The sequence below is a fragment of the Pseudomonas sp. GW822-FHT05A08 genome, from assembly GCF_058800485.1.
Genome location: NZ_CM179511.1, coordinates 385,819 through 411,204 on the forward strand (window position 1 = coordinate 385,819; position 25,386 = coordinate 411,204).

Below are 25,386 nucleotides of genomic sequence, written 5' to 3' on the forward strand. Positions count from 1 at the left end.
TCCCTCCGTTAGGGCAGGTAATCGGCCAGTGCGTCCTGGACGCAGGCCGAATCCAGCATCGAACTGCTGCGCAAGAAGCGCAGGATGTTGGCGATCAGCGGGTGATGGCGGTTGATCGGGTAGGCCAGGGCGGCTGCCTCCTCGCGCAGCGCCTGCTTGATCGGGGCGGCGACGGGCAGTTGCTCGATCAGCCGCAAGTCGAAGTCCTTCTGGATGTCATTGGTCAGGTACTGGGCGATGAACACCGGCAGCACCCGGGCGATCTCTGCGCGGTCGGCATCGCTGGCGCCGTGCCAATAGATGCGCACCAGCCGCGACCAGAAGCCCGAATGCCGGCCTTCGTCCTGCAGGTGGTCGGCCATCAGGCCCTTGATCGACTGCTTGACCGTGTCGTCCTTGGCGAAGGCGGCGACATCGTTGGTCACGGTGTTTTCGGCGATGGCCACGCAGACCAGCTCCATCGCGTCGCGCAGGTGGTCGGGGGCCAGCCGCAGGGCGGCGGGGATGGCCCGGCTGAGTTCGATTTCCCTGGGCAGCTCGATGGGCTCGATGCCGCTCATGGCGATGGTCTGCTGCATGAAGTCCATCGCCACCAGCGCGTGGTAGTCCTCGTCCACCACCACGGTCATGGCGTCGTAGCGACAGGCAAAGGGGAAGGCAATGGCGAAGCGATTCTTGGCGATATTGCGGGCGGTCTTGTCCACCAGCTCGGTCTCGAAGATCACCACGTCGTTGATGAACTTGTAGAGGCTTTGCACCAGCACGAAATCCCGTAGATGGGCGCAGTGGTCGAGGAAGCTCTGGCTGTGCACCAGGGGCTGGCGGCTCAGGGGATAGATCAGCTTGTCGTCGTCCTCGAGCATGCGCCGTGGCCGGGTGCGGATGGTCGCGCGCTCTTCCCAGGTGTCGGCGAAGGATTGGTAGTCGAGGGCGTTCATGCGCTCACCCCGATCGCCGATTCGGCCATGCTCAGGCGCAGCCCGTCCCACAGGGCGATGCGGCTGTCCACCGCGGCGATGGCTGCCGCGTACACCTCCTGCTGGCGTTGCGGGTCGCCAGCCACCAGCCGCTGCAGCAGCTGTTCCGCGGCCGGGCCGTGGTCGTCGGAGTCGACTTCGATATGGCGTTGCAGGTAGTAGCGAAAGGTTGGCGCCTGCTCGATGCCGATGCCCCAGTCGTCGAGGATGCGCTGGAACATCCGCGGGATGACGCTTTCCCGGCCATGGAGAAAGGCCGCCGCCACGCAATGGGCCGGCGCCTGCACAGCGGTGTGCACGGTCTGGCGGACAAAGGCGCTGGCGGCCGGGTCGGCGTCGACGCTGTGCAGGGCGGTGTCGAAACTCACGCCCTCCTGTTGCAGCGCGACGAAGCGTTCCACGACCCCGGTGGTGGCGCCGACTTCGCGCATGGCATCCAGGTACAGCTCGAAATGACTGTAATGGCCTTGCCCGGGGCGATCGTCGGATTCTTCGCCGAGCACGATCTCGTTGATCAGCCGCGCGGCGCGAGGATCCCGCGGCGGTAGCCAGGGCAGGCGCACGCAGGTCAGTTCCTGTTGCAGGCGCTTGGTCAGCGACATGAAGTCCCACACGGCGAAAACATGGGCCTGCATGAAGCGTTGAAGAACCGCGAGTGTGTTGATTTCGGCAAAAATGGGATGAGTGCTGAGTGTGGCTTTCTTGGCGTCGAGAAGTTCTTTGTTGGCGTTCATCTGGGCTGCCTGTCTGAGATGTTCAAGTGTGTTTGATTGGCCGATTAGTTGCGGCTCGTATAGGTGTTTTAACCAGTGCTTATTTGTTGCGGGCGAGCAGGGGCCTCAAACCTGAGTTGATAATCTGGAAAGTTTTATAGTGCTGGCCGGTCTATCCGTTAAAGAACCGTCGTCTTGGCGTTATGGGCTTTAGAGAGCCAATAAAGCCGAGGCTTGCCAGGTGCTCATGAACGGCTGCTCGACGTTGTTTAATGTCGGCGGAGAAAAAACTAATACAGGAGAAAGTGTCGGGCAAGTTGTTTTTATAATACTTTTCAAACTTTTATTTTTGTCGTGCGACAAGTTGCTGCAAAACTTCTGGTTCAAGTTTTGTTGAGATGAAGTTGCCCCTTCCGACTTATATAGGTCGGAATTTTTAACGCTGAGTGAATGCCTCACTCGAAGCAAACTTCGAAGCGCTGAGTTGAAGTCGTTGAATATCTGGGAGAAGGCATGCGGGAGCCGATCCCGGTCATGCCCTCCAGTCGCTGGGCTCCTTGCGTGGGTCTGCAGATCGACGTGTGCGGGCAAGCCTGCGCGCCGCTCACGTCCCTTTTTCAGTCGGCGACAGCAAGAGTGAGCCCAAATCGCCGGCTGAGCCATCGTCGGCGGGCCTGTGAGGGCAGGAGCGGGGGAGGAAGACGGCGGATTATTCGCCGAGCAGGCCCAGGTGGATATTGATGATCTGCAGCAGGCGCTGGCGCTGGGACTTGATGAAGAAGTGATTGCCGGCCACCTCGATCAGCTCGAACTCACGGCGGGTGAATTCGCGCCAGTTGGCCATGTTGCTGGCGGGGGCCAGCGGGTCCTCGCTGCCATAGAAGGCGGTGAGGGGAATATCGAGGTTGCCGCTCGACAGATCGCGCCAGGATTCGAACAGCTTCAGGTCGGCGCGCAGCAGCGTTTCGTACTGCTTCCGGCTGGCCTGGTCGCGGGGGATTTCGATCGGCGTGGCGCCCAGCGACAGCATGGCTTCCTGGAAGGGCGCCGCGGGCAACATGTGCAGCAACGGCCGGGGCGATGGGTAGTCGGGGCTGCGGCAGGCGGAAATGAACAGGTGGCGGGTCTGGCCGGGGTAGTGCGCCTGGGCGTGCTTGGCGGCTTCGTAGGCCAGCATCCCGCCCAGGCCATGGCCGAACAGGGCATGGGGCTTGGCCAGCAGAGGGCGCAGTACAGGGAAGGTGTCGGCCAGCAGCCGCGGCCAGTCATCGAGCGGGGGTTCGGCCTGGCGACTGCCGTGGCCGGGCAGCCGCACCAGCACCAACTCGATGTGTCCGCCCAGCCCGGTGGACCAGTTACGCAGTTGTTCCGGGTCCGCGCCGGTCTGCGCAAAGCAGATGAGCCGGGTTTTCGTCGGCTCGCCGGAGTTGAGCACCATCAGCCATTTGTCATTGCGCGCGTGCACTGCTTTTCCTTAAGCCGGTGTGCCGGTCATTGAGTGTTGCATCGTGGCCGCGTCATGCCGCCGTTACCGCTGTCAGCCCTCGGCGGTCCGTTCGAGGTAGTCGCGAATGGTCTTCGCGGCCTTTTCCAGATGGCCGCGCAGCACCTCCACCGCCCGCTCGACGTCCTTAGCCTCGGCGGCGTCGGTCATGGCGTTGTGGTCGTCCTGGGTCAACTTGCCCAGGCCCATGGAGGACAGATGGAAGCGCAAGAAGCGTTCTTCCTCGTTCAACTCGAGCTCGATCAGGCGCAGTAGCTTCTGGTTCGGCGCCCGGTGGTACAGCGCCATGTGGAACAAGCGGTTGAGACGGCCGATTTCGGCGTGGTCGGTTTCGTTTTCCAGCTGCGCGATGTAGCCACGGGCCTGGGCGATGTCCTCGGCGTCGAGCAGCGGGATCGACAGGCGCAGCGCCTCCAGTTCCAACAGCAGGCGCAGGCCGTAGGTTTCCACCGCGTCATAGCCGATCAGCTCGGCGACCACCGCGCCTTTGTGCGGCACCACATGCAACAGCGATTGCGCTTCGAGCTGGCGCAAGGCCTCGCGCACCGGCATGCGGCTGACGCCGAAGAGGTCGGCCAGATCCTGCTGGCGCAGCGCCGTGCCGCTGGGCAGGCGGCCGTCGAGAATCGCCGCGCGCAGGGTTTCCTCGATCACCGAGCGCGCGAGGTGGGCGGGGATCGGCCCGCTGACTGCGATCTTGCTCAAGGGCCTCGGTTTTTCTGTCACGTTAACGCTATCCTGTTTTCTGAGGTTTGGATCCAATGGACGCTAGATAGCCCCCTGCAGCTTGTCAAACCAGCCGTCTGGGCCCTGTCATGGATTTTGCCGGCGCTGATTCTCGGGGCAGCCCTCCTGAGGCTCAAGCACTGGCCGATAAACGAACAGGTCCCTGCTTTCAGCTTAGCGTCTCCAGAGGGGCTGTGATTGTAAGGTGCCATTGTCTTTTGGCGGACCAACCTGCACCATCCTTCGACCCACGACAGCTCCCATGGACTCTTCGCATTGGCGGCACGTTTAGCTCTTTCTCGGACCCTGCGCTGGCTGTTTTCGGCGCTGCTGCTGGCCGGCTTGCTGCTGGGTGGCCTGCAGGCCGATTGGGACTTTTCGCAGATCAGCCGCCGCGCCACCGCACTGTACGGGCCGCTGGGCGAAGGGCAGAAGCGCATCGACGCCTGGCAGCAGCTGCTGGCGACCCAGAACCAGGCCAGCGAGATGGAACAGCTCAAGGTGGTCAACCTGTTCTTCAACAAGAACATGCGCTACGTGGAAGACATCGACCTGTGGCATCAGGTGGATTATTGGGAAACCCCGGTCGAGGCCCTGTGGAAGGGCGCCGGCGATTGCGAGGACTATGCGATCGCCAAGTATTTCAGCCTGCGCCACCTCGGTGTTTCCAGTGACAAGCTGCGCATCACCTACGTCAAGGCCCTGCGCCAGAACCGCGCGCACATGGTGTTGACCTACTATTCAAGCCCGGAGGCCATGCCGTTGGTCCTCGACAGCCTGATCGACGCCATCCAGCCGGCCAGCCAGCGTACCGACCTGCTGCCGGTGTACGCCTTCAATGCCGAGGGCCTGTGGCTGCCCGGCAAGGGCAGCAAGAAAGTCGGTGACACCAAGCGCCTGTCCCGGTGGCAGGACGTGTTGAAGAAAATGCAGGCCGAAGGTTTTCCGGTCGAGACGACTCACTAGGAGCACGAGCTCAGATGTCTTTGTTCAAACAACTGTTGATCGCAATCTGTCTGTTCCTGGTGGTCGCCTTCAGCGGCAGCTTCATGGTCAGCCTGGAAAGTTCGCGCACCCAGTACGTCAACCAGCTGCGTTCCCATGCCCAGGACGCGGCCACGGCGCTGGCCTTGTCCCTGACCCCGAACATCGACGACCCGGCGATGGTCGAGCTACTGGTCAGCTCGATTTTCGACAGCGGCTACTACTCGAGCATCCGCGTGATCAACCAGGTCACCGAAGAGGTCATGGTCGAGCGCAGCGGCACGCCCGAGGTCAGCGACGTACCGGACTGGTTCGTCAAGCTGATCGGCCTGGAGCCGGCTGGCGGCGACGCCCTGGTCAGCCGTGGCTGGCAACAGGCGGCGCGGGTCGAGGTGGTCAGCCATCCGATGTTCGCCGTCGCCAAGCTCTGGCAAAGCGCCCTGGGCAGCCTCGGCTGGCTGCTGCTGTGCGGTGCCGTGAGCGCGGTGCTGGGGGCCTTGCTGCTGCGCCGCCAGCTCAAGCCGCTGGACTACATGGTGCAGCAATCCCACGCCATTGCCCGCCGCGAATTCCTCAGCCTGCCCGAGTTGCCGCGCACGCCGGAACTGCGCCGCGTGGTGCAGGCGATGAACCAGATGGTCGAGAAACTCAAGGCGCTGTTCCAGGAACAGGCCGAGCGCAGCGAAAGGTTGCGGGTCGAGTCCTACCAGGACAACCTGACCGGCCTGGCCAACCGTCGTTACTTCGAGATGCAGCTCAATGCCCGGGTGAGCAACCCGGAACAGGCCAGCTCCGGCTACCTGCTGTTGCTGCGGGTCAAGGACCTGGCCGGCCTGAACCAGCGCCTGGGCGGGCAGCGCACCGACCAGCTGCTGCAGGCGGTGGGCGAACAATTGCAGCGTGAATGCGCGCGCTACCCGGAAACCCACAACCTGGTGACCCGCATCCGCGGTGGCGAATTTGCCGTGCTGGCGCCGGGGCTGGTGCGCGAAGAGGCGCTGCAGCTGGCGCAGAACCTGGAAAACGCCTTGGCCAGCCTGCACGCCACCGGCGCCACTGACGTGGCGTCCGTGGCCTCCATCGGCCTGGCGCCTTTCGTCCATGGCGACTCACCGCAGGCGGTGCTCGGCCTGGGCGACCAGGCCTTGGCCCAGGCCGAGGCCCAGGGCGACACGAGCTGGGCCTGCCTGGACCACGACGCTGCGGCCAGCGTCGGCGACGACCATCACGCCTGGCACACCCTGCTGGACGGGGCCTTGAGCCAGCAGCGGTTCGAGCTGTATTTCCAGCCGGTGGTCGCGACCCGCGATACCGCGCTGGTGCTGCACTACAAGGTGCTGTCGCGCTTGCTCGACGAGCAGGGCCAGACCATCGCCGCCGGGCGCTTCCTGCCGTGGCTGGAGCGCTTTGGCTGGACCTCGCGCCTGGACCTGCTGATGCTCGAACAGGTGCTCAAGCAGATGGCCGGGCACCAGGACTCGCTGGCATTGAACCTGTCGGCCGCGACCCTGGCCGACCCGCAGGCCTTGAACAAGGTGTTCGAGATCCTGCGCCAGCACTCCAGCCTGGGGCCGCGCCTGACCCTGGAGATCGGCGAAGAGCAGTTGCCTGAACAAGCGCTGCTGGAACAACTGACCCGCCGCCTGCGCGAGCTGGGTTTCTCCCTGAGCCTGCAGCGTTTCGGCGGGCGCTTCAGCATGATCGGCAACCTGGCGCGCCTGGGCCTGGCCTACCTGAAGATCGACGGCAGCTACATCCGCGACATCGACCAGGAAAGCGACAAGCGCCTGTTTATCGAAGCCATCCAGCGCGCCGCCCACAGCATCGACCTGCCGCTGATCGCCGAGCGCGTGGAAACCGAAGGGGAGTTGCAGGTGATTCGCGAGATGGGCCTGTACGGCGTCCAGGGCCGCCTGGTCGGCGAGCCCGCGCCCTGGCGCTGAGGCGCTGAACGAAGATCGCCGGTCAGCGGCACCCGCGCAGGTGCGGGAACCGCTGGCCGGCGATTATCAGATCAGGCCGGTTTCGTCGTCGTTGATCAGGTGGCTCAGGCCACCCAGCGCCTCACGCGCCTGGGTCCGGTCCATCAGCTTGGCCTGGGCCGCCGGTGGCAGGTCGGTGACGCGGATCACGCCCTTGCTGGTCAGCACCTGAATCAAGTCGTCGAGTACCCGGATCATTTCCAGGTCGCTCTGCTTGAGTTGTTTCAGGCTGACTTCCACCACCTCGTTGGCGAACCACTGCTGGATCTCATTGTGGTCGGCCGCCAGTGTTTCCGTGGCCTCGGCGTAAGGTGTGGCCTCCACGCGAACCAGTTGGCCCTGTGCATCGCGTTGCACGTAGAACATGGGGAATCCCTCTAGATATGGTCCGGCATCATGCTGTCAGCAGCATAGGCCACCGGCGCGCTTTGGTCGCGAGTATGCGACGTGGCGGCACAATCGTCACGGTGGGAAGAACCGGCCACCCAGGACGGGTGGCCGGTCGACCGTGGATCAGCTGTTGTTGTGATCGATCTTGATGGTCGGGTCGCTACCGGCGATCAGCGAGTTGATGTTGGTGTTGGACCAGTTGTTGCCCTCCAGCTTGATCGTCACGTCCGCGTTGGCAATGCCGCCGGCCGCGTTGAGCTTGCCTTCGGAACTGACCTGCAGGGTCGAGGTACCGTCCACTGTGGTGATCTTCAGGAAGTTGTCGATGGTACTGGCGCTCTCGCCCTGCAACAGGTCCCGCAGGTCGATACGGTCGCCTTCGCTGGCCTTGAAGTCCTTGATCACGTCATTGCCGGTGTCGCCGGCCTTCCAGACGAAGGTGTCGGCACCCGAGCCGCCGATCAGGATGTCATTGCCCGCGCCACCGATCAGCGTGTCGTTGCCGGTACCGCCCAACAGGATGTCGTTGCCCTTGCCACCGTCGAGCAGGTCGTTGCCACCCTGGCCGAAGATGATGTCGTTGCCGGCGCCGCCCAGCAGCGTGTCATTGCCGTCATGGGCCCCGGACACATCGAAGTCGGTGTAGTGCTCGGTGATGTACTGGTGCACGTTGCTGGTGGTGACGCTGCTCGCGGCCACGCCGGTCTTCTGCGCCACGAAGGCCTGCATGGCCTGGTAGCCCTCGCCGGCGATGCCGTTGAAGCTCACCAGGTCGCCGAAGATGATGTCGTTGCCGTTGCCGCCGTTGACCGTGTCGGCTCCCGGCATGGTCGCTTCGGTATGGCCGAGGATAGCGTCGGCCAGGTTCGACGGGTCGATATTGGTCTGTGGGGTGCTGTCGGTGTCGTACGGCCGCAGGTCGTTGAGGCTGACGTCGTTGTTCAGGCCGATCGCTTCCACCTGCGACAGGTTGCTCAGCAGGGCGAAGCCGCTGGTGGAGTTGGTGGTGGTGGCGTTGTTGGTGTAGCTGCCCGCGCCGCCCAGGCTGGACAGTTCATAGGTGCCATCGCCCTGGGCATGCAGGGTGCCAGCGTTGTAACTGGACCAGCTGCCCCAGGCCTGCGTCCATACCGTGACGCTGCCGCTGCTGTTGATATCGATCAGGTGCGTGCTGTCCGGTTGCAGCCGGACGGTATCGCCCAGCTGATAGTTGCTGGTAGTGATCACGTTATCGAGCCTGACGCTGCCGTACAGGATCGGGTTGGTCTGCTCGCCGGACTGGTAGTACGTCGGTTTGCCGTCGGTGATGAAGTACGTCAGGTTGGTGGCGTTGGTATTGCTGGTGGCCGCGCTGCTCAGGAAGAAGTTGGCCGTGGTCTTGAACACGTCCTCGTAGTTGGTGCCGCCGCCGGACGCCATGCTGTCCAGAATCGCCTTGAGCTGGGTCAGGGCGTTCGGATCGTTGAGGTTTACCGAAACCTGCTTGTTGACCTGGGTATCGAAGTCCGCCAGGAAGATATTCACGGTGCCCGAGGTGCTGCTGCCCAGGCTGTTTTTCAGGGTGTTGAACACCGTGGTCAGCGAGTTCTTGGCGGCGTTGAGCGAGGTATCGCTCATGCTGCCGGAGCTGTCGACCATGAACGCGATGTTGTAGTTCTTGCCTTGCACCACGTTCAGGCCGGCGACGTCGGCGACCATGATGTCGTTGCCCTCGGTGCCGACGAAGTTGTCGTCGCCCGCCGTGGCGACGCTGGCGCTGTAGGTTGCCGGGTACACCGTGACCGGGATCTGCGCGGTGCTGCTGGCCGAGCCGCCCAGGGACTCGGTGGAGGTCGAGGTCACGGTCAGGTTGAACGAGCCGCTGTAGTGCGACGGCGGGGTAAGGGTCAGCGTACCCAGGTTCCAGCCGGTGACATTGACTTCGCTGACGCTGCCGCCCGCGGTGAAGGTATGACCGGCGCCATCGCTGAGCACCGAACCGGCCGGAATGCCGCCGATCTTCACGCTCAGGCTTTCCGAGCCGTCGGTATCGGTCAGGGCGGTGGTGATCTTCGACAGCTTGACGCTGCCACCTTCGGCACCCTCGTTGAGCTTGTAGCCGTCGTAGTAGCCCTCGCCGTTGCTGCCGTGCAGCTCGGAAAGGGTTACGCCGGCATTGTTCAGCGCGGTTTCGCTCGGGTACATCGGGATGTTGGCGTTGCTCAGGTCGACCGGTGTGCTGCCATTGACTGACAGGTTGACGTCATAGCTGCCCGGGCCGCTCTGGTTGGCGTGGTAGATGTCCAGGGTGTAGTAGCCGCTGGTGGTCGGGGTGAACGAACCGCTGATGCTGCCACCGGCCCCCCAGGTCGCGGTGGCCACGTTCTTGCCGCCGATGGTGATCAGCAGGCTGTCGTCGCCGACACCGCTGAAGCTGTAGGTCTTGCCGGCTTCGAGGTAGATCAGGCCGGAGGTTTTCGAGCCGCTGCCGCCGGCCACGCTGGCGTCGGACTGGGCATTGGTCACCGTCGTGCTGCTGGTCGGGTTGCCGGAGTTGTTGAAGACGTTTTTCAGCGCATCGCCGGTGATGCCGTTGCCGTTGGTGCCCAGGCCGCTGAGGCTGCTCCAGGACTCCTTGAGCAGGCCGATGGAGTTCACGCTGTTGCTCGCCACGCCCAGGGTCGGCGCATCGGCCACCGGAGTGATGTCGATCTTCACGGTGCCGGTGGTACCCAGGGCCTGGCCGTCGGTTGGCTGGAACTTGATCTGCGCGTAGTCGGCCTGCTGGTTGCCCACGCCGCTGCCGTTGTAGCCGTCGACACCCGACTCGTTGGCATCCGGGGTGAAGCGCAGCTTGCCGGCGTCGATATCGGCCTTGCTGAAGGTCTGGTTGCTGGCCACGTCCTTCCAGGTCGAGCCGTCGAGGTACTGCAGCTTGCCGTCGCCCGGCAACTGGGTGATTTTCACCCCGAGGCTGGCCGCAGGGCTGTCCACGTCGCTGACGCCGAAGGTGGCCCAGGTCAGGGTCAGGGCGGTGTCTTCGGTGCCGGTCACGGCGCCGCCGGTGGCCACTGGCGCGTCGTTCACCGCCACCACGTTGACCGTGGTGGTGGCGACGTTGGAGTAGTTGCTGCCATCGGTCACCGTCACGGTGATGGTCCGCGGCGTGGTGCTCGGGTCCTCACTGTTGTTGGTGAAGGTGATGTTCTTGATCTGCTGCATGTAGTCGGCCAGCGTCGCATTGCCGGACAGGGTCAGGGTGATGGTGCCCGCCTGGCTGTTGGCATTGATGGTGATGCCGTTGACGCTGTTACCCAGGTTCAGCGAGTCGCCCGGCTGACGGTTGGTCAGCACGATGGTGGCGCCGGTCAGCATCGTGCTGTCCGGGTCGGTGATCGACAGGTCGGTATCGCCAATGGACACGCCTGGGCCGCTGGTGCCTTCGGTGAAGGTCACCTTGTAGTCGGCCCCGGTGGCGCCGCTGGAGTTGTTGGCATCCAGGTCGAGGACCGGTGGCGCATCGTTGTCGATGATCGAGGTGGTGACGCTGCCATTGGTGCCGCTGACCACCAGGTTCTCGAAGTTGCCGCCAGTGGCCGAGTCGATCTTGACCACGAAGTTTTCCGTACTCTCGGTGATCTTGTCGTCGAGGGTGGCGACGTTGAAGCTGGCGCTGCTGGAACCCGCCGGGATCTTCACGGTGTACACGCCGGTGAAGTCCGAGCCGTCGGCGGCGGTGCCGCTGTAGCTGATCTTCAGGGTGACCTCGGTTTGCGCCGGGCTGGTCAGGCTGACGGTGTAGGTCGCGGCCTGGCCTTCGGTGACCGAGGTGCTGCCGTTGATGCTCACAGTGGTGGTATTGATGGTGTCGGTGACGCTGGTCACGGCCGGCGTGGTGCTTGGCACCAGGTTCTCGAAGTTGCCGCCGGTGGTGCTGGCGATGCTGGCGCTGACGTTGCCGGCGTCGATGTACACATCGTCGCTCGGCGCGGCCACGGTCACGCTGCCGCTGGTGGCGCCGGCGGCGATGTTGATCACCGCGCCGTTGCTCAGGGTCACGGTCATGGCCGTGCCGGTGGCGTTGGTCAGGGTCGCGGTGTAGACGATCGAACCGCCTTCGGCCACGGTGCTGGTGGCGCTGAGCGACAGGTTGGTGGTGTCCGGGGTGTCGGTCACGGTGGTGCTGACCGGCGTCTTGTCGGCCACCAGGTTCTCGAAGTTGCCGCCGCTGACGGTGCTGATCGAGTTGCTCAGTGGCGTGTGGCCAACCAGGACATCGTTAGGCGCGGTGATGCTCACCGACCCGGTGGTCTGGCCGACCGCGATGGTGATCTTCTCGCCATTGGCCAGGGTCACCACGACCGGGCTGCCGGTGACCGGCGAGGTCACGGTGGCGGTGTAGGTCACGGCGCCGCCTTCGACCGCCGACGGCGTCGCCTTCAGGCTGACGGTCGAGGTGTCGATGGTGTCGGTGACGTTGGTCACAGCCGGTGCAGTGCTAGGTACCAGATTCTCGAAGTTGCCGCCGGTGGCGGTCTGGATGGTGGCTTGCACGGTGCCGGCGTCTTTGTACACATCGTCCGCTGGAGCGGCCACGGTCACGGTGCCAGTGGTGGCGCCGGCGGCGATGTTGATCACCGCGCCGTTGCTCAGGGTCACGGTCACCGGAGTGCCCGCGGCGTTGGTCAGGGTGGCGGTGTAGACGATCGATCCGCCCTCGGCCACGGTGTTGGTGGCGCTGAGGGTCAGGGACGTGGTGTCCGGCGTATCGGTGACCGTGGTGTTGGCCGGATTGCTGTCGACCGCCAGTTTTTCGTAGTTGCCGCCGGTGGCGTTGGTGATGGTGGTGCTCAGGGAGCTGCCACCCGCCAAGGCATCGTTAGGCGCCACGAAATTCACGGTACCGCTGCTGGCGCCGACCGGAATGGTGATGGTCTGGCCATTGGACAGAGTGATCACGACCGGCGAACCGGTTACTGGAGCGGTGACCGACGCGGTGTAAACCACGGTGCCGCCTTCGGCCACATTCGAAGTCGCGGTGAGGCTGACGGTCGAGGTGTCGATGGTGTCGGTGACGTTGGTCACCGCCGGTGCAGTGCTAGGTACCAGATTCTCGAAGTTGCCGCCGGTGGCGGTCTGGATGGTGGCTTGCACGGTGCCGGCGTCTTTGTACACATCGTCCGCTGGAGCGGCCACGGTCACGGTGCCGGTGGTGGCACCGGCGGCGATGTTGATCACCGCGCCGTTGCTCAGGGTCACGGTCACCGGAGTGCCCGCGGCGTTGGTCAGGGTGGCGGTGTAGACGATCGATCCGCCCTCGGCCACGGTGTTGGTGGCGCTGAGGGTCAGGTTGGTGGTGTCCGGGGTATCGGTAACCGAGGTGTCAGCAGGCTTGCTGTCGACATCGAGTTTTTCGTAGTTGCCGCCCGTTGCGCCAGTGATGGCGGTGCTCAGGGAACTGCCGCCGACCAGTGCGTCATTTGGCGCAGTGAAGTTCACGGTGCCGGACGACTCACCCACCGGGATGGTGATGGTCTGGCCGTTGGACAGGGTCACCACAACCGGCGAACCGGTTACTGGAGCGGTCACGGACGCGGTGTAAACCACGGTGCCGCCTTCTGCCACGGACGGAGTAGCGGTCAGCGAAACGGTACTGGTGTCGATGGTATCGGTGACATCAGTCACAGCTGGGGTAGTGCTTGGTACCAGGTTTTCGAAGTTACCGCCGGTGGCGGTCTGGATCGTGGCTTGCACGGTGCCGGCGTCTTTATAGACGTCATCGGCTGGAGCGGCCACGGTCACGGAACCCGTAGTTGCACCGGCGGCAATAGTAATCACCGCGCCGTTGCTCAGAGTGACGGTCACTGGCGTACCAGCGGCATTGGTCAGGGTGGCCGTATAAACGATCGAACCGCCTTCTGCCACGGTATCGGTCGCAGCCAGGCTGAGGGTGGTGGTATCCGGAGTATCGATGACCGAGGTATCAGCCGGCTTGCTGTCGATAGCCAGCTTCTCGTAGTTGCCACCCGTAGCGTCCTTGATGGTGGTGCTCAGAGAGCTGCCGCCGGCCAAGGCATCGTTAGGTGCGACGAAGTTCACAGTACCACTGCTGGCGCCGACCGGAATGGTGATGGTCTGGCCGTTGGAAAGGGTGACGACGACCGGCGAGCCGGTGACCGGAGCAGTCACGGAGGCGGTGTAAACCACGGTGCCGCCTTCGGCGACGCTAGGAGTAGCGGTCAGGCTGACGGTCGAGGTATCGATAGTATCAGTGACGTCAGTCACTGCCGGCGTGGTGCTCGGCACCAGGTTTTCAAAGTTGCCACCGGTGGCGTCCTGAATGGTCGCTTCGACCTTGCCGGCATCCTTGTATACATCGTCAGCAGGCGCTGCGACGGTCACGGAGCCCGTGGTTGCGCCGGCGGCGATGGTGATCACCGCGCCATTGCTCAGGGTCACGGTCACCGGAGTGCCCGCGGCATTGGTCAGGGTAGCGGTGTAAACGATCGAACCACCTTCAGCGACAGTGTCGGTCGCTGTCAGGCTCAGATTGGTGGTGTCAGGGGTGTCGGTAACCGAGGTTTCAGCTGGTTTGCTATCAACGTCGAGTTTTTCGTAGTTGCCACCGGTGGCACCAGTGATGGTGGTGCTCAAGGAGCTACCGCCGGCCAGGGCATCGTTCGGCGCAGTGAAGTTCACGGTGCCGGACGACTCACCCACCGGGATGGTGATGGTCTGGCCGTTGGACAGGGTCACTACAACCGGCGAACCGGTTACTGGAGCGGTCACGGAGGCGGTGTACACCACCACGCCACCTTCAGCCACGGACGGCGTGGCGGTCAGGCTGACAGTTGAGGTATCGATGGTATCGGTGACGTCGGTCACCGCCGGCGTAGTGCTCGGCACCAGGTTTTCGAAGTTGCCGCCAGTGGCGGTCTGGATGGTCACTTCGACCTTGCCGGCATCCTTGTACACATCATCAGCTGGAGCAGCGACGGTGACGGAGCCTGTGGTTGCACCGGCGGCAATGTTGATTACGGCACCGTTCGACAAGGTCACGGTTACCGGCGTGCCGGCTGCATTGGTCAGGGTTGCGGTGTAAACGATCGATCCACCTTCGGCGACGGTGTCAGTCGCCGTCAGGCTCAGAGTAGTAGTGTCCGGGGTGTCGGTCACCGAGGTTTCGGCAGGTTTGCTATCAACGTCCAGCTTCTCGTAATTACCACCGGTAGCTTCCTTGATGGTGGTGCTCAGAGAGCTGCCGCCCGCCAGTGCGTCGTTAGGCGCGACGAAATTCACGGTACCGCTGCTGGCGCCGACCGGGATGGTGATGGTCTGGCCATTCGACAGGGTTACCACGACTGGCGAGCCAGTCACTGGCGCAGTCACGGACGCGGTGTAAACGACAACGCCCCCTTCAGCAACACTAGGCGTCGCGGTCAGGCTGACAGTCGAAGTATCGATGGTGTCAGTGACGTCAGTAACGGCTGGAGTAGTGCTCGGAACGAGATTCTCGAAGTTGCCACCGGTGGTGTCCTTGATGGTTGCTTCGACCTTGCCCGCATCTTTGTAAACGTCGTCAGCTGGCGCCGCGATGGTGACGGAACCTGTGGTAGCACCAGCAGCAATAGTGATTACGGCACCGTTCGACAGGGTCACGGTTACCGGAGTGCCAGCGGCATTGGTCAGGGTCGCGGTGTAAACGATCGAACCGCCTTCAGCCACAGTATCGGTCGCGCTGAGGGTCAGGTTGGTGGTGTCCGGTGTATCGGTCACCGAGGTGTCCGCTGGCTTGCTATCAACATCCAGCTTCTCGTAGTTGCCGCCGGTGGCACCAGTGATGGTGGTGCTCAAGGAGCTACCGCCTGCCAGGGCGTCGTTTGGTGCGGTGAAGTTCACGGTACCGGACGACTCGCCCACCGGAATGGTGATGGTCTGACCGTTGGACAGAGTGACCACAACTGGCGAGCCAGTAACCGGCGCAGTCACGGAGGCGGTGTAAACCACAACACCGCCTTCAGCCACAGACGGCGTAGCGGTCAGTGAAACAGTGCTGGTGTCGATGGTGTCAGTGACATCGGTGACCGCTGGGATGGTGCTCGGAACCAGGTTCTCGAAGTTGCCGCCTGCAGCATCTTTGATGCTGACTTCGACTTTGCCGGCATCCTTGTACACATCGTCAGCCGGGGCTGCGACGGTCACAGAGCCGGTGGTCGCACCGGCAGCGATAGTGATCACCGCACCGTTGCTCAAGGTCACGGTCACAGGCGTGCCGGCCGCATTGGTCAGAGTCGCGGTGTAAACGATCGAACCACCCTCGGCCACGGTATCTGTGGCGCTGAGGGTCAGGTTGGTAGTGTCCGGGGTATCGGTAACCGAGGTCTCGGCAGGCTTACCGTCAACGTCCAGCTTCTCGTAGTTGCCGCCAGTAGCGCCGGTGATGGTGGTGCTCAGAGAGCTGCCGCCAGCCAGGGCATCGTTTGGTGCCGTGAAGTTCACGGTAGCGGACGATTCACCCACCGGAATGGTGATGGTCTGGCCGTTGGACAGAGTGACCACAACTGGCGAGCCAGTAACCGGCGCGGTTACGGAGGCGGTGTAAACGACAACTCCACCTTCAGCAACGCTAGGCGTCGCGGTCAGGCTGACGGTCGACGTATCGATGGTGTCGGTGACGTCAGTCACAGCCGGAGTAGTGCTTGGCACCAGGTTCTCGAAATTACCGCCAGCGGCGTCCTTGATGGTGACTTCAACCTTGCCAGCGTCTTTATAGACGTCATCGGCCGGTGCGGCCACGGTCACGGAGCCCGTGGTTGCGCCGGCGGCGATGGTGATCACCGCGCCGTTGCTCAGGGTCACGGTCACCGGAGTGCCCGCGGCATTGGTCAGGGTAGCGGTGTAAACGATCGAACCCCCTTCAGCGACAGTGTCAGTCGCTGTCAGGCTCAGATTGGTGGTGTCAGGGGTGTCGGTAACCGAGGTTTCAGCTGGTTTGCTATCAACGTCGAGTTTTTCGTAGTTGCCACCGGTGGCACCGGTGATGGTGGTGCTCAGAGAGCTGCCACCGGCCAGGGCGTCGTTTGGTGCGGTGAAGTTCACGGTGCCGGAAGACTCACCCACTGGAATAGTGATGGTCTGTCCATTGGACAAGGTCACCACAACAGGCGAGTCAGTCACTGGAGCGGTGACCGACGCGGTGTAAACCACGGTGCCACCCTCGGCGACGCTAGGAGTGGCGGTCAGGCTGACGGTCGACGTATCGATGGTGTCGGTGACGTCAGTAACGGCTGGGGTGGTGCTCGGCACCAGGTTCTCGAAGTTGCCGCCTGCAGCATCTTTGATGCTGACTTCGACCTTGCCGGCGTCCTTGTAGACGTCATCGGCCGGTGCGGCCACGGTCACGGAGCCCGTGGTTGCGCCGGCGGCGATGGTGATCACCGCACCGTTGCTCAAGGTCACGGTCACAGGCGTGCCGGCCGCATTGGTCAGAGTCGCGGTGTAAACGATCGAACCACCCTCGGCCACGGTATCTGTGGCGCTGAGGGTCAGGTTGGTAGTGTCCGGGGTATCGGTAACCGAAGTCTCGGCAGGCTTACCGTCGACGTCCAGCTTCTCGTAGTTGCCACCGGTGGCACCGGTGATGGTAGTGCTCAGGGAGCTACCGCCCGCCAGGGCGTCGTTTGGTGCGGTGAAGTTCACGGTGCCCGACGACTCGCCGACCGGAATGGTGATGGTCTGGCCATTCGACAGGGTTACCACTACCGGCGAACCGGTCACTGGGGCGGTCACGGACGCGGTGTAAACCACGGTGCCGCCTTCTGCCACGGACGGAGTAGCAGTCAGCGAAACGGTACTGGTGTCGATGGTATCGGTGACATCAGTCACAGCTGGGGTAGTGCTTGGTACCAGGTTTTCGAAGTTACCGCCTGCAGCATCCTTGATGCTGACTTCGACTTTACCGGCATCTTTGTAGACGTCATCGGCTGGAGCCGCGACGGTCACAGAGCCCATGGTCGCACCGGCTGCGATGGTGATGATTGCACCGTTCGACAGAGTCACGGTTACCGGCGTGCCGGCGGCATTGGTCAAGGTGGCCGTATAAACGATCGAACCACCTTCGGCGACGGTATCAGTCGCTGTCAGGCTCAGAGTGGTGGTGTCCGGGGTATCGGTAACCGAGGTGTCCGCTGGCTTGCTATCAACATCCAGCTTCTCGTAGTTGCCGCCGGTAGCGCCGGTGATGGTGGTGCTCAGGGAGCTACCGCCCGCCAGGGCATCGTTTGGAGCGGTGAAGTTCACGGTGCCGGACGATTCACCTACAGGAATAGTGATGGTCTGGCCGTTGGACAAAGTGACGACTACAGGCGAACCAGTAACCGGCGCGGTCACGGAGGCGGTGTAAACGACAATGCCACCTTCAGCAACAGACGGAGTAGCGGTCAGCGAAACGGTGCTGGTGTCGATAGTGTCGGTGACATCGGTCACCGCCGGAGTGGTGCTTGGCACCAGGTTCTCGAAATTACCGCCAGCGGTCTCTTTGATACTGACTTCGACTTTGCCCGCATCCTTGTACACATCATCAGCTGGAGCCGCGACGGTGACGGAGCCAGTGGTGGCGCCGGCAGCAATGGTGATTACTGCGCCGTTCGACAGGGTCACGGTCACCGGAGTGCCAGCGGCATTGGTCAGGGTCGCGGTGTAAACGATCGAACCGCCTTCAGCCACAGTGTCTGTCGCGCTGAGGGTCAGATTGGTGGTATCTGGGGTATCGGTCACCGAGGTGTCAGCTGGTTTGCTATCCACATCGAGTTTTTCATAATTACCGCCCGTTGCGCCGGTGATGGTGGTGCTCAAAGAGCTGCCGCCAGCCAGGGCGTCGTTCGGGGCGACGAAGTTTACGGTGCCGGAGGACTCGCCCACAGGAATGGTAATGGTCTGGCCATTCGACAGAGTGACAACGACAGGCGAACCAGTGACCGGAGCCGTTACGGAGGCGGTGTAAACCACGATGCCGCCTTCAGCAACGCTAGGCGTAGCGGTCAGGCTGACGGTCGACGTATCGATGGTGTCAGTCACGTCGGTGACCGCAGGCGTGGTGCTCGGAACAAGGTTCTCGAAGTTGCCACCAGCGGCATCCTTGATACTGACTTCAACCTTGCCAGCGTCCTTATACACATCGTCAGCAGGGGCGGCGACGGTCACAGAGCCGGTGGTCGCACCGGCAGCGATAGTGATCACCGCACCGTTGCTCAAGGTCACAGTCACAGGTGTGCCTGCGGCGTTGGTCAGGGTGGCCGTATAAACGATCGAACCACCCTCGGCGACGGTATCGCTCGCAGTCAGGCTGAGGGTAGTGGTATCCGGAGTATCGGTAACCGAGGTGTCGGCAGGTTTGCTGTCGACATCGAGCTTCTCGTAGTTGCCACCCGTTGCACCGGTGATCGTGGTGCTCAGGGAACTACCGCCTGCCAGGGCATCGTTTGGCGCGGTGAAGTTCACGGTGCCGGACGATTCGCCTACAGGGATGGTGATGGTCTGGCCGTTGGACAGAGTGACCACGACCGGAGAGCCGGTTACTGGAGCGGTCACGGAGGCGGTATAAACCACGGTGCCGCCTTCTGCCACAGATGGAGTGGCTGTCAGCGAAACAGTGCTGGTGTCGATGGTGTCAGTGACATCGGTGACTGCTGGGGTGGTGCTCGGCACCAGGCTCTCGAAGTTGCCGCCAGCAGTCTCTTTGATGCTGACTTCGACTTTACCGGCATCTTTGTAAACGTCATCCGCAGGGGCGGCGACGGTCACAGAGCCGGTGGTCGCACCGGCAGCGATAGTGATCACCGCACCGTTGCTCAAGGTCACGGTTACCGGCGTGCCGGCCGCATTGGTCAGCGTCGCGGTGTAAACGATCGAACCGCCTTCAGCGACGGTGTCGGTGGCGCTGAGGGTCAGGTTGGTAGTGTCCGGGGTATCGGTAACCGAAGTCTCGGCAGGCTTGCCGTCAACGTCCAGCTTCTCGTAGTTACCGCCCGTTGCACCGGTAATGGTCGCGCTCAGGGAACTGCCGCCCGCGATGGCATCGTTAGGTGCCGTGATATTGACGGTGCCGGAGGACTCGCCGACCGGAATGGTGATGGTCTGGCCGTTGGACAGGGTCACCACGACTGGCGAACCGGTCACTGGCGCGGTCACGGACGCGGTGTAAACCACGGTGCCGCCTTCAGCCACAGACGGCGTAGCGGTCAGTGAAACAGTGCTGGTGTCGATGGTGTCAGTGACATCGGTGACCGCTGGGATGGTGCTCGGAACCAGGTTCTCGAAGTTGCCGCCTGCAGCATCTTTGATGCTGACTTCAACCTTGCCGGCGTCCTTGTAGACGTCATCGGCCGGTGCGGCCACGGTCACGGAGCCCGTGGTTGCGCCGGCGGCGATGGTGATCACCGCGCCGTTGCTCAAGGTCACGGTTACAGGTGTGCCCGCAGCGTTGGTGAGGGTCGCGGTGTAAACAATGGACCCACCCTCGGCGACGGTATCGGTCGCAGTCAGGCTGAGGGTAGTGGTATCCGGAGTATCGGTCACCGAGGTCTCGGCAGGCTTACCGTCGACGTCCAGCTTCTCGTAGTTGCCACCGGTGGCACCGGTGATGGTAGTGCTCAGGGAGCTACCGCCCGCCAGGGCGTCGTTTGGTGCGGTGAAGTTCACGGTGCCCGACGACTCGCCGACCGGAATGGTGATGGTCTGGCCATTCGACAGGGTTACCACTACCGGCGAACCGGTCACTGGGGCGGTCACGGACGCGGTGTAAACCACGGTGCCGCCTTCGGCTACGGACGGAGTAGCAGTCAGCGAAACGGTACTGGTGTCGATGGTATCGGTGACATCAGTCACAGCTGGGGTAGTGCTCGGAACCAGGTTCTCGAAGTTGCCGCCAGTAGTTTCTTTGATACTGACTTCAACCTTGCCAGCGTCCTTATACACATCGTCAGCAGGTGCTGCGACGGTGACGGAACCGGTAGTAGCACCGGCAGCGATAGTAATCACGGCACCGTTGCTCAAGGTCACAGTCACAGGTGTGCCCGCGGCGTTGGTCAAGGTGGCCGTATAAACGATCGAACCGCCTTCAGCAACAGTGTCGGTCGCAGTCAGGCTGAGGGTAGTGGTATCCGGAGTATCGGTAACCGAGGTGTCGGCAGGTTTGCTGTCGACATCGAGTTTTTCATAGTTCCCGCCGGTAGCGCCGGTGATGGTGGTGCTCAGGGAGCTACCGCCGGCCAGGGCATCGTTTGGTGCCGTGAAGTTCACGGTGCCGGACGATTCGCCGACCGGGATGGTGATGGTTTGTCCGTTGGACAGGGTTACGACTACTGGCGAGCCGGTCACTGGAGCCGTTACGGAAGCGGTGTAAACGACAGCTCCACCTTCAGCAACGCTAGGCGTCGCGGTCAGGCTGACGGTCGAGGTATCGATGGTGTCAGTGATATCAGTCACGGCCGGGGTAGTGCTCGGAACCAGGTTCTCGAAATTACCGCCAGTAGTTTCTTTGATACTGACTTCAACCTTGCCAGCATCCTTGTACACATCGTCAGCAGGCGCTGCGACGGTGACGGAACCAGTAGTAGCGCCGGCAGCGATAGTAATCACCGCGCCGTTCGACAGGGTTACGGTCACCGGAGTACCGGCAGCGTTAGTCAGGGTAGCGGTGTAAACGATCGAACCGCCTTCAGCGACGGTGTCAGTCGCTGTCAGGCTCAGGTTGGTGGTATCCGGAGTATCAGTAACCGAGGTCTCGGCAGGCTTGCCGTCGACATCCAACTTCTCGTAGTTGCCACCGGTGGCGCCAGTGATGGTCGCGCTCAGGGAGCTGCCGCCGGCCAGGGCATCGTTCGGTGCCGTGATATTGACGGTACCGGAGGATTCACCCACTGGAATGGTGATGGTCTGGCCGTTGGACAGGGTCACCACAACAGGCGAACCAGTCACTGGGGCGGTCACGGAGGCGGTGTAAACCACGGTGCCGCCTTCGGCCACGGACGGCGTCGCGGTCAGCGAAACAGTAGAGGTGTCGATGGTGTCGGTGATGTCCGTCACCGCCGGCGTGGTGCTTGGCACCAGGTTTTCGAAGTTGCCGCCAGTGGCGTCCTGGATAGTCGCTTCGACCTTGCCGGCGTCCTTGTAGACGTCGTCGGCGGGCGCGGCAACGCTCACCGAACCCGTAGTTGCACCGGCGGCAATAGTAATCACGGCGCCGTTGCTCAGGGTCACGGTGACCGGCGTGCCGGCCGGGTTGGTCAGGGTGGCGGTGTAGACGATCGAGCCGCCTTCGGCGACCGAACCACTGGCCGACAGGTTCAGGCCGGTGTCGTCCACGGAGTCGGTGATGGTGGTTTGCGCCGGCGTGGTGTCGGGCGTCAGTTGTTCGAAGTTGCCACCGGTGGCGCCGGTAATGCTGGTGCTGACTGTGCTGCCGTTGTTGTAGACGTCATTGGCCGGGGTATCGACCACCACGGTGCCGACGGTTTTGCCGGCCTCGATCACGATGGTCGAGCCATTGGACAGGGTCACGGTAACCGGGGTTTGCGCCGGGTTGGTCAGGGTCGCGGTGTAGGTGATCTGGCCACCTTCGACGACGGTGCCGGTGGAGGTCAGGCTCAGGCCGGTGTTGTCCACCGAATCGGTCACGGTGGTCTGTGCCGGCGTGGTGCTCGGCACCAGGTTCTCGAAGTTGCCGCCGGTGGCCCCGGTAATGCTGGTGCTGACCGTGCTGCCGTTGTTGTAGACGTCGTTGGCCGGGGTATCGACCACCACGGTGCCGGTGGTTTTACCGGCGTCGATGGTGATGGTCGAACCGTTGGACAGGGTCACGGTGACCGGCGTCTGCGCGGGGTTGGTCAGGGTCGCGGTGTAGGTGATCTGGGCACCCTCCACCACGCTGCCGGTGGCCGACAGGGTCAGGCCGGTGGCATCCGGCGAGTCGGTGATGGTGGTCACCGCCGGCGTGGTGCTTGGCACCAGGTTCTCGAAGTTGCCGCCAGTGGTGCCGGTAATGCTGGTGCTGACCGTGCTGCCGTTGTTGTAGACGTCATTGGCCGGGGTATCGACCACCACGGTGCCGACGGTCCGGCCGGCGTCGATGGTGATGATCGAGCCGTTGGACAGGGTCACGGTGACCGGCGTCTGTGCCGGGTTGGTCAGGGTCGCGGTGTAGGTGATCTGGCCGCCTTCGACGACGGTGCCGTTGGCGGTCAGGGTCAGGCCGGTGGTGTCCGGCGAGTCGGTGATGGTGGTCACCGCCGGCGTCGGGTTCGGCACCAGGTTCTCGAAGTTGCCGCCGGTAGTCCCGGTAATGCTGGTGCTGACGGTGCTGCCATTGTTGTAGACGTCGTTCGGCGGGGTGTCGACCACTACGGTGCCGACAGTCTGGCCGGCGTCGATGGTGATGGTCGAGCCATTGGACAGGGTCACGGTGACCGGGGTCTGCGCCGGGTTGGTCAGGGTCGCGGTGTAGGTGATCTGGCCACCCTCGGTCACGCTGGAGCCCGCGGTCAGGGTCACGGTGGTGGTGTCCACGGTGTCCGTGACCTGGGTGACGGCTGGCGTCGGGTCTACGGTCACGACCAGGCCACCGCCGCCGGTGGTGCCGGTGACGCCCACGCTGATCTCTTTCGGGTCGTTGTAGACGGTGTCGTTCGGTGCCAGCGGCACGTTGACGGTGCCGGTCAGTTGCCCGGCCGGAATCACGATCACCGAACCGTTGGACAGGGTGATGGTCAGGCCCGTCAGCGGTGCCTGGGTCAGCGTGGCGGTGTACACCAGTACGCCGCCGGCTTCGGTAATGGTCGGGGTTGCGCTCAGGCTCAGGGTCGAGTCGCGCAGGATCTCGGTGGTAGTGCTGCTGTCATTGGTGGTCAGCGCACCGGTGGTGTCTTGCGCCGCGGTGCCCGCCGCGCCGAGGCCCACGGTCGGGAAGCCGATGGTCGGGTCGACTCGGCCTGCCGTGGCGTCGAGCATCACGAAGCTGTGGCCGCCGCCCGCAGCGCCGCCGGTACCCGCGGCGGTCGGGCCGGCCGCGGTGGCTTCCAGCTCGGTAGTCGGGTCCGCGCCGGCGACGATTGCCTGCTGCAGCTCAGCGACTGACGGCGCAGCTTGCTCGGCGGCCTCGGCCAGGTCGGTGCTGGAGTCCGGAGCACTGCCGCTCCATTGCGTTTCGCGACCCAGGTCCAGGGTCCGGCCATCGGCCAGTTCCAGGCTGACGGCGCCCGCCAGGCCGGTATCGACCTGGTCGCCTACGTACAGGCGATCACCCTCAACGAGTACGCGGCGAACCCCTTCCGGGGATACGACGAAAACTTGGCCAACAATGCTTTTGACGGTAGCAACAACACTGCTCATTGAGGATTCTCCGGGGGGTACCGTTCAGTAGACTTCCATGTTCCTGACGGGCATACGCCGACGCAGTCTGGACGTTCTTCAGAGTGTAGAAACACGTGATTTTGACGCGAATATTTGTCAATAAATTGGCTATATTTTTTTGCTATTAACCATATGCCAAACTATTGACCTTCTGAGTGTCATCCTAAACAATCGTCAAGGTAATGTCACATTGATATTCATGCGGCGACCTGTCTAAAAGTGTGTGACCCAGTTCATGGTTTGAACTTTCCGATATACGGTCATTCCGGTTGCCATCATCCGATGCAGCGCCTCGTTTTGCTGTGATTTGGGACAAGAAGTCCTGGGAACCCCTCTATGCGTCCGCAGTTGTTCAAAGCCTTACCCTTCGTACTCGCCGCCAGTTTCGCCCAAGCACAAACCCTGCCCGAAGCCATGCAGAAAGCGCTGGATGTCCATCCGGAAATCCAGGCCGCGGTGAATAGCCGCCTGGCAGCCGATTACCAGCTCAAAGCGGCCAAGGGCGGCTATTTGCCGCGGGTCGATTTGCTGGGCGGTTATGGTCGTGAAGGCACCGACAGCCCGACCACCCGTGCAGGATCGAGCAATCACTGGGAGACGCTGAACCGTAGCGAGTCAAGTTTACGTCTCCAGCAAATGGTTTTTGACGGTTTTGCCACCTCCAGCGAGGTGGGGCGTCAACAAGCCACCGTCAATTCCCGGGCGTACTCGTTGCTGGGCACTTCCGAGCGCACCGCGCTGACCGTGGCCCAGGTGTACCTGGATGTGCTGACCCGGCGCGAGTTCGTGCGCCTGGCCGAAGACAACATGCGCAATCACGAGCGCATCTACGATCAGATCCAGCTGCGCACCCAGCGCGGCGTCGGCAGCCGCGCCGACCTCGACCAGGCGGAAGCGCGCATGGCCCAGGCGCGCAACAACCTGATCACCGAACAGACCAACCTGGCCGATGCCCAGACCAACTACCTCAGCGCCGTCGGCCAGATGCCGGATCAGCTGGAGCGCCCGGTCGGCTTCATGGCCCTGCTGCCGGCCAGCCTCGACGAAGCCCAGCGCCAGATGCTGGAAAACAGCCCGATCCTGCGCTCGGCCGAATCCGACATCGTCGCCGCCGAGAAGCAGTACGAAGCCGCCAAGTCGACCTTCTACCCGCGCTTCGATGCCGAGCTTGGGCGTACTGCCGACAACAACCTGGACGGCATCGACGGCCACAACAACGAATGGCAGGCCATGCTGCGTATGCGCTTCAACCTGTTCGCCGGCGGCAGCAACAAGGCCGACCTGGAATCCAAGGCCTATCAGTCCACCCAGGCGCTGGATATTCGTAACAACGCCCTGCGTGTTCTGAATGAAGAGCTAGGCTTGGCGTGGAACGCCTTGAACAACGCCAATGCGCAAGTGCCGATCGCCCAGCAATATGTCGATCGCAGCGCCAGCGTGCGTGAGGCGTATCAGAAGCAATTCAGTTTGGGCGAGCGCACTTTGCTCGACTTGCTCGATAGCGAGAATGAACTGTTCACCGCCTCGCGTCGTTTGGCGGAAATCAAGAACATTCAGTTATTTACTCAATATCGAATCAAGGCGACCATGGGCGAATTGCTCAAGAGCCAGGGAGTGGTCGCACCCATGGCTTCCGTCGTGCAGAACGATGTGAAGCCCAAGGTCCAACTGCCTGGGATGAATTGAGTACTTTTCATCCAATAGACAGTTAAAGAGTGCCGAGC

Annotated in this window: 9 protein-coding genes; 3 read left to right on the forward strand and 6 right to left on the reverse strand. The window is 62.8% G+C overall.

Annotated features, from left to right (window positions below):
- Nucleotides 1-8: 8 nt before the first annotated feature.
- The 4 genes from AC3RCP_RS01835 to AC3RCP_RS01850 form a co-directional block, all read right to left on the reverse strand.
- Nucleotides 9-938: a diiron oxygenase gene (locus tag AC3RCP_RS01835; RefSeq protein WP_492571774.1), complete on the reverse strand. Its 930-nt coding sequence runs from the start codon at nt 936-938 to the stop codon at nt 9-11.
- The gene (locus tag AC3RCP_RS01840; RefSeq protein WP_007927316.1) at nt 935-1,711 is read right to left on the reverse strand and encodes a DUF3050 domain-containing protein; all 777 of its coding nucleotides are present in this window, start codon (nt 1,709-1,711) and stop codon (nt 935-937) included. The genes AC3RCP_RS01835 and AC3RCP_RS01840 overlap by 4 nt, the downstream gene beginning before the upstream one ends.
- 688 nt (nt 1,712-2,399) lie before the next feature.
- A complete protein-coding gene (locus AC3RCP_RS01845) occupies nt 2,400-3,155 on the reverse strand; it encodes a thioesterase II family protein (protein WP_492571773.1) in 756 nt (251 codons plus the stop codon).
- Nucleotides 3,156-3,227: 72 nt separating this feature from the next.
- Nucleotides 3,228-3,920, reverse strand: a complete 693-nt coding sequence (locus AC3RCP_RS01850; RefSeq protein ID WP_097134081.1) for a GntR family transcriptional regulator — start codon at nt 3,918-3,920, stop codon at nt 3,228-3,230.
- Nucleotides 3,921-4,196: 276 nt separating this feature from the next.
- On the opposite strand from AC3RCP_RS01850, the gene lapG reads away from it, so the two are divergent.
- Nucleotides 4,197-4,886 (forward strand): cysteine protease LapG, encoded by a 690-nt coding sequence (lapG, locus tag AC3RCP_RS01855; RefSeq protein ID WP_007927321.1) that lies wholly within the window; start codon nt 4,197-4,199, stop codon nt 4,884-4,886.
- Nucleotides 4,887-4,900: 14 nt separating this feature from the next.
- Nucleotides 4,901-6,847, forward strand: a complete 1,947-nt coding sequence (gene lapD, locus AC3RCP_RS01860; RefSeq protein ID WP_087092296.1) for a cyclic di-GMP receptor LapD — start codon at nt 4,901-4,903, stop codon at nt 6,845-6,847.
- 66 nt (nt 6,848-6,913) lie between these two features.
- On the opposite strand, the gene AC3RCP_RS01865 is transcribed toward lapD, so the two are convergent.
- Nucleotides 6,914-7,252 (reverse strand): hypothetical protein, encoded by a 339-nt coding sequence (locus AC3RCP_RS01865; RefSeq protein ID WP_007927325.1) that lies wholly within the window; start codon nt 7,250-7,252, stop codon nt 6,914-6,916.
- 147 nt (nt 7,253-7,399) lie between these two features.
- A complete protein-coding gene (locus AC3RCP_RS01870) occupies nt 7,400-23,641 on the reverse strand; it encodes a LapA family giant adhesin (RefSeq protein WP_492571772.1) in 16,242 nt (5,413 codons plus the stop codon).
- Nucleotides 23,642-23,998: 357 nt separating this feature from the next.
- Between AC3RCP_RS01870 and AC3RCP_RS01875 the strand changes: the two genes are divergently transcribed.
- Nucleotides 23,999-25,348, forward strand: coding sequence for a TolC family outer membrane protein (locus AC3RCP_RS01875; protein ID WP_007928660.1), 1,350 nt, complete (start codon nt 23,999-24,001; stop codon nt 25,346-25,348).
- Nucleotides 25,349-25,386 lie beyond the last annotated feature (38 nt).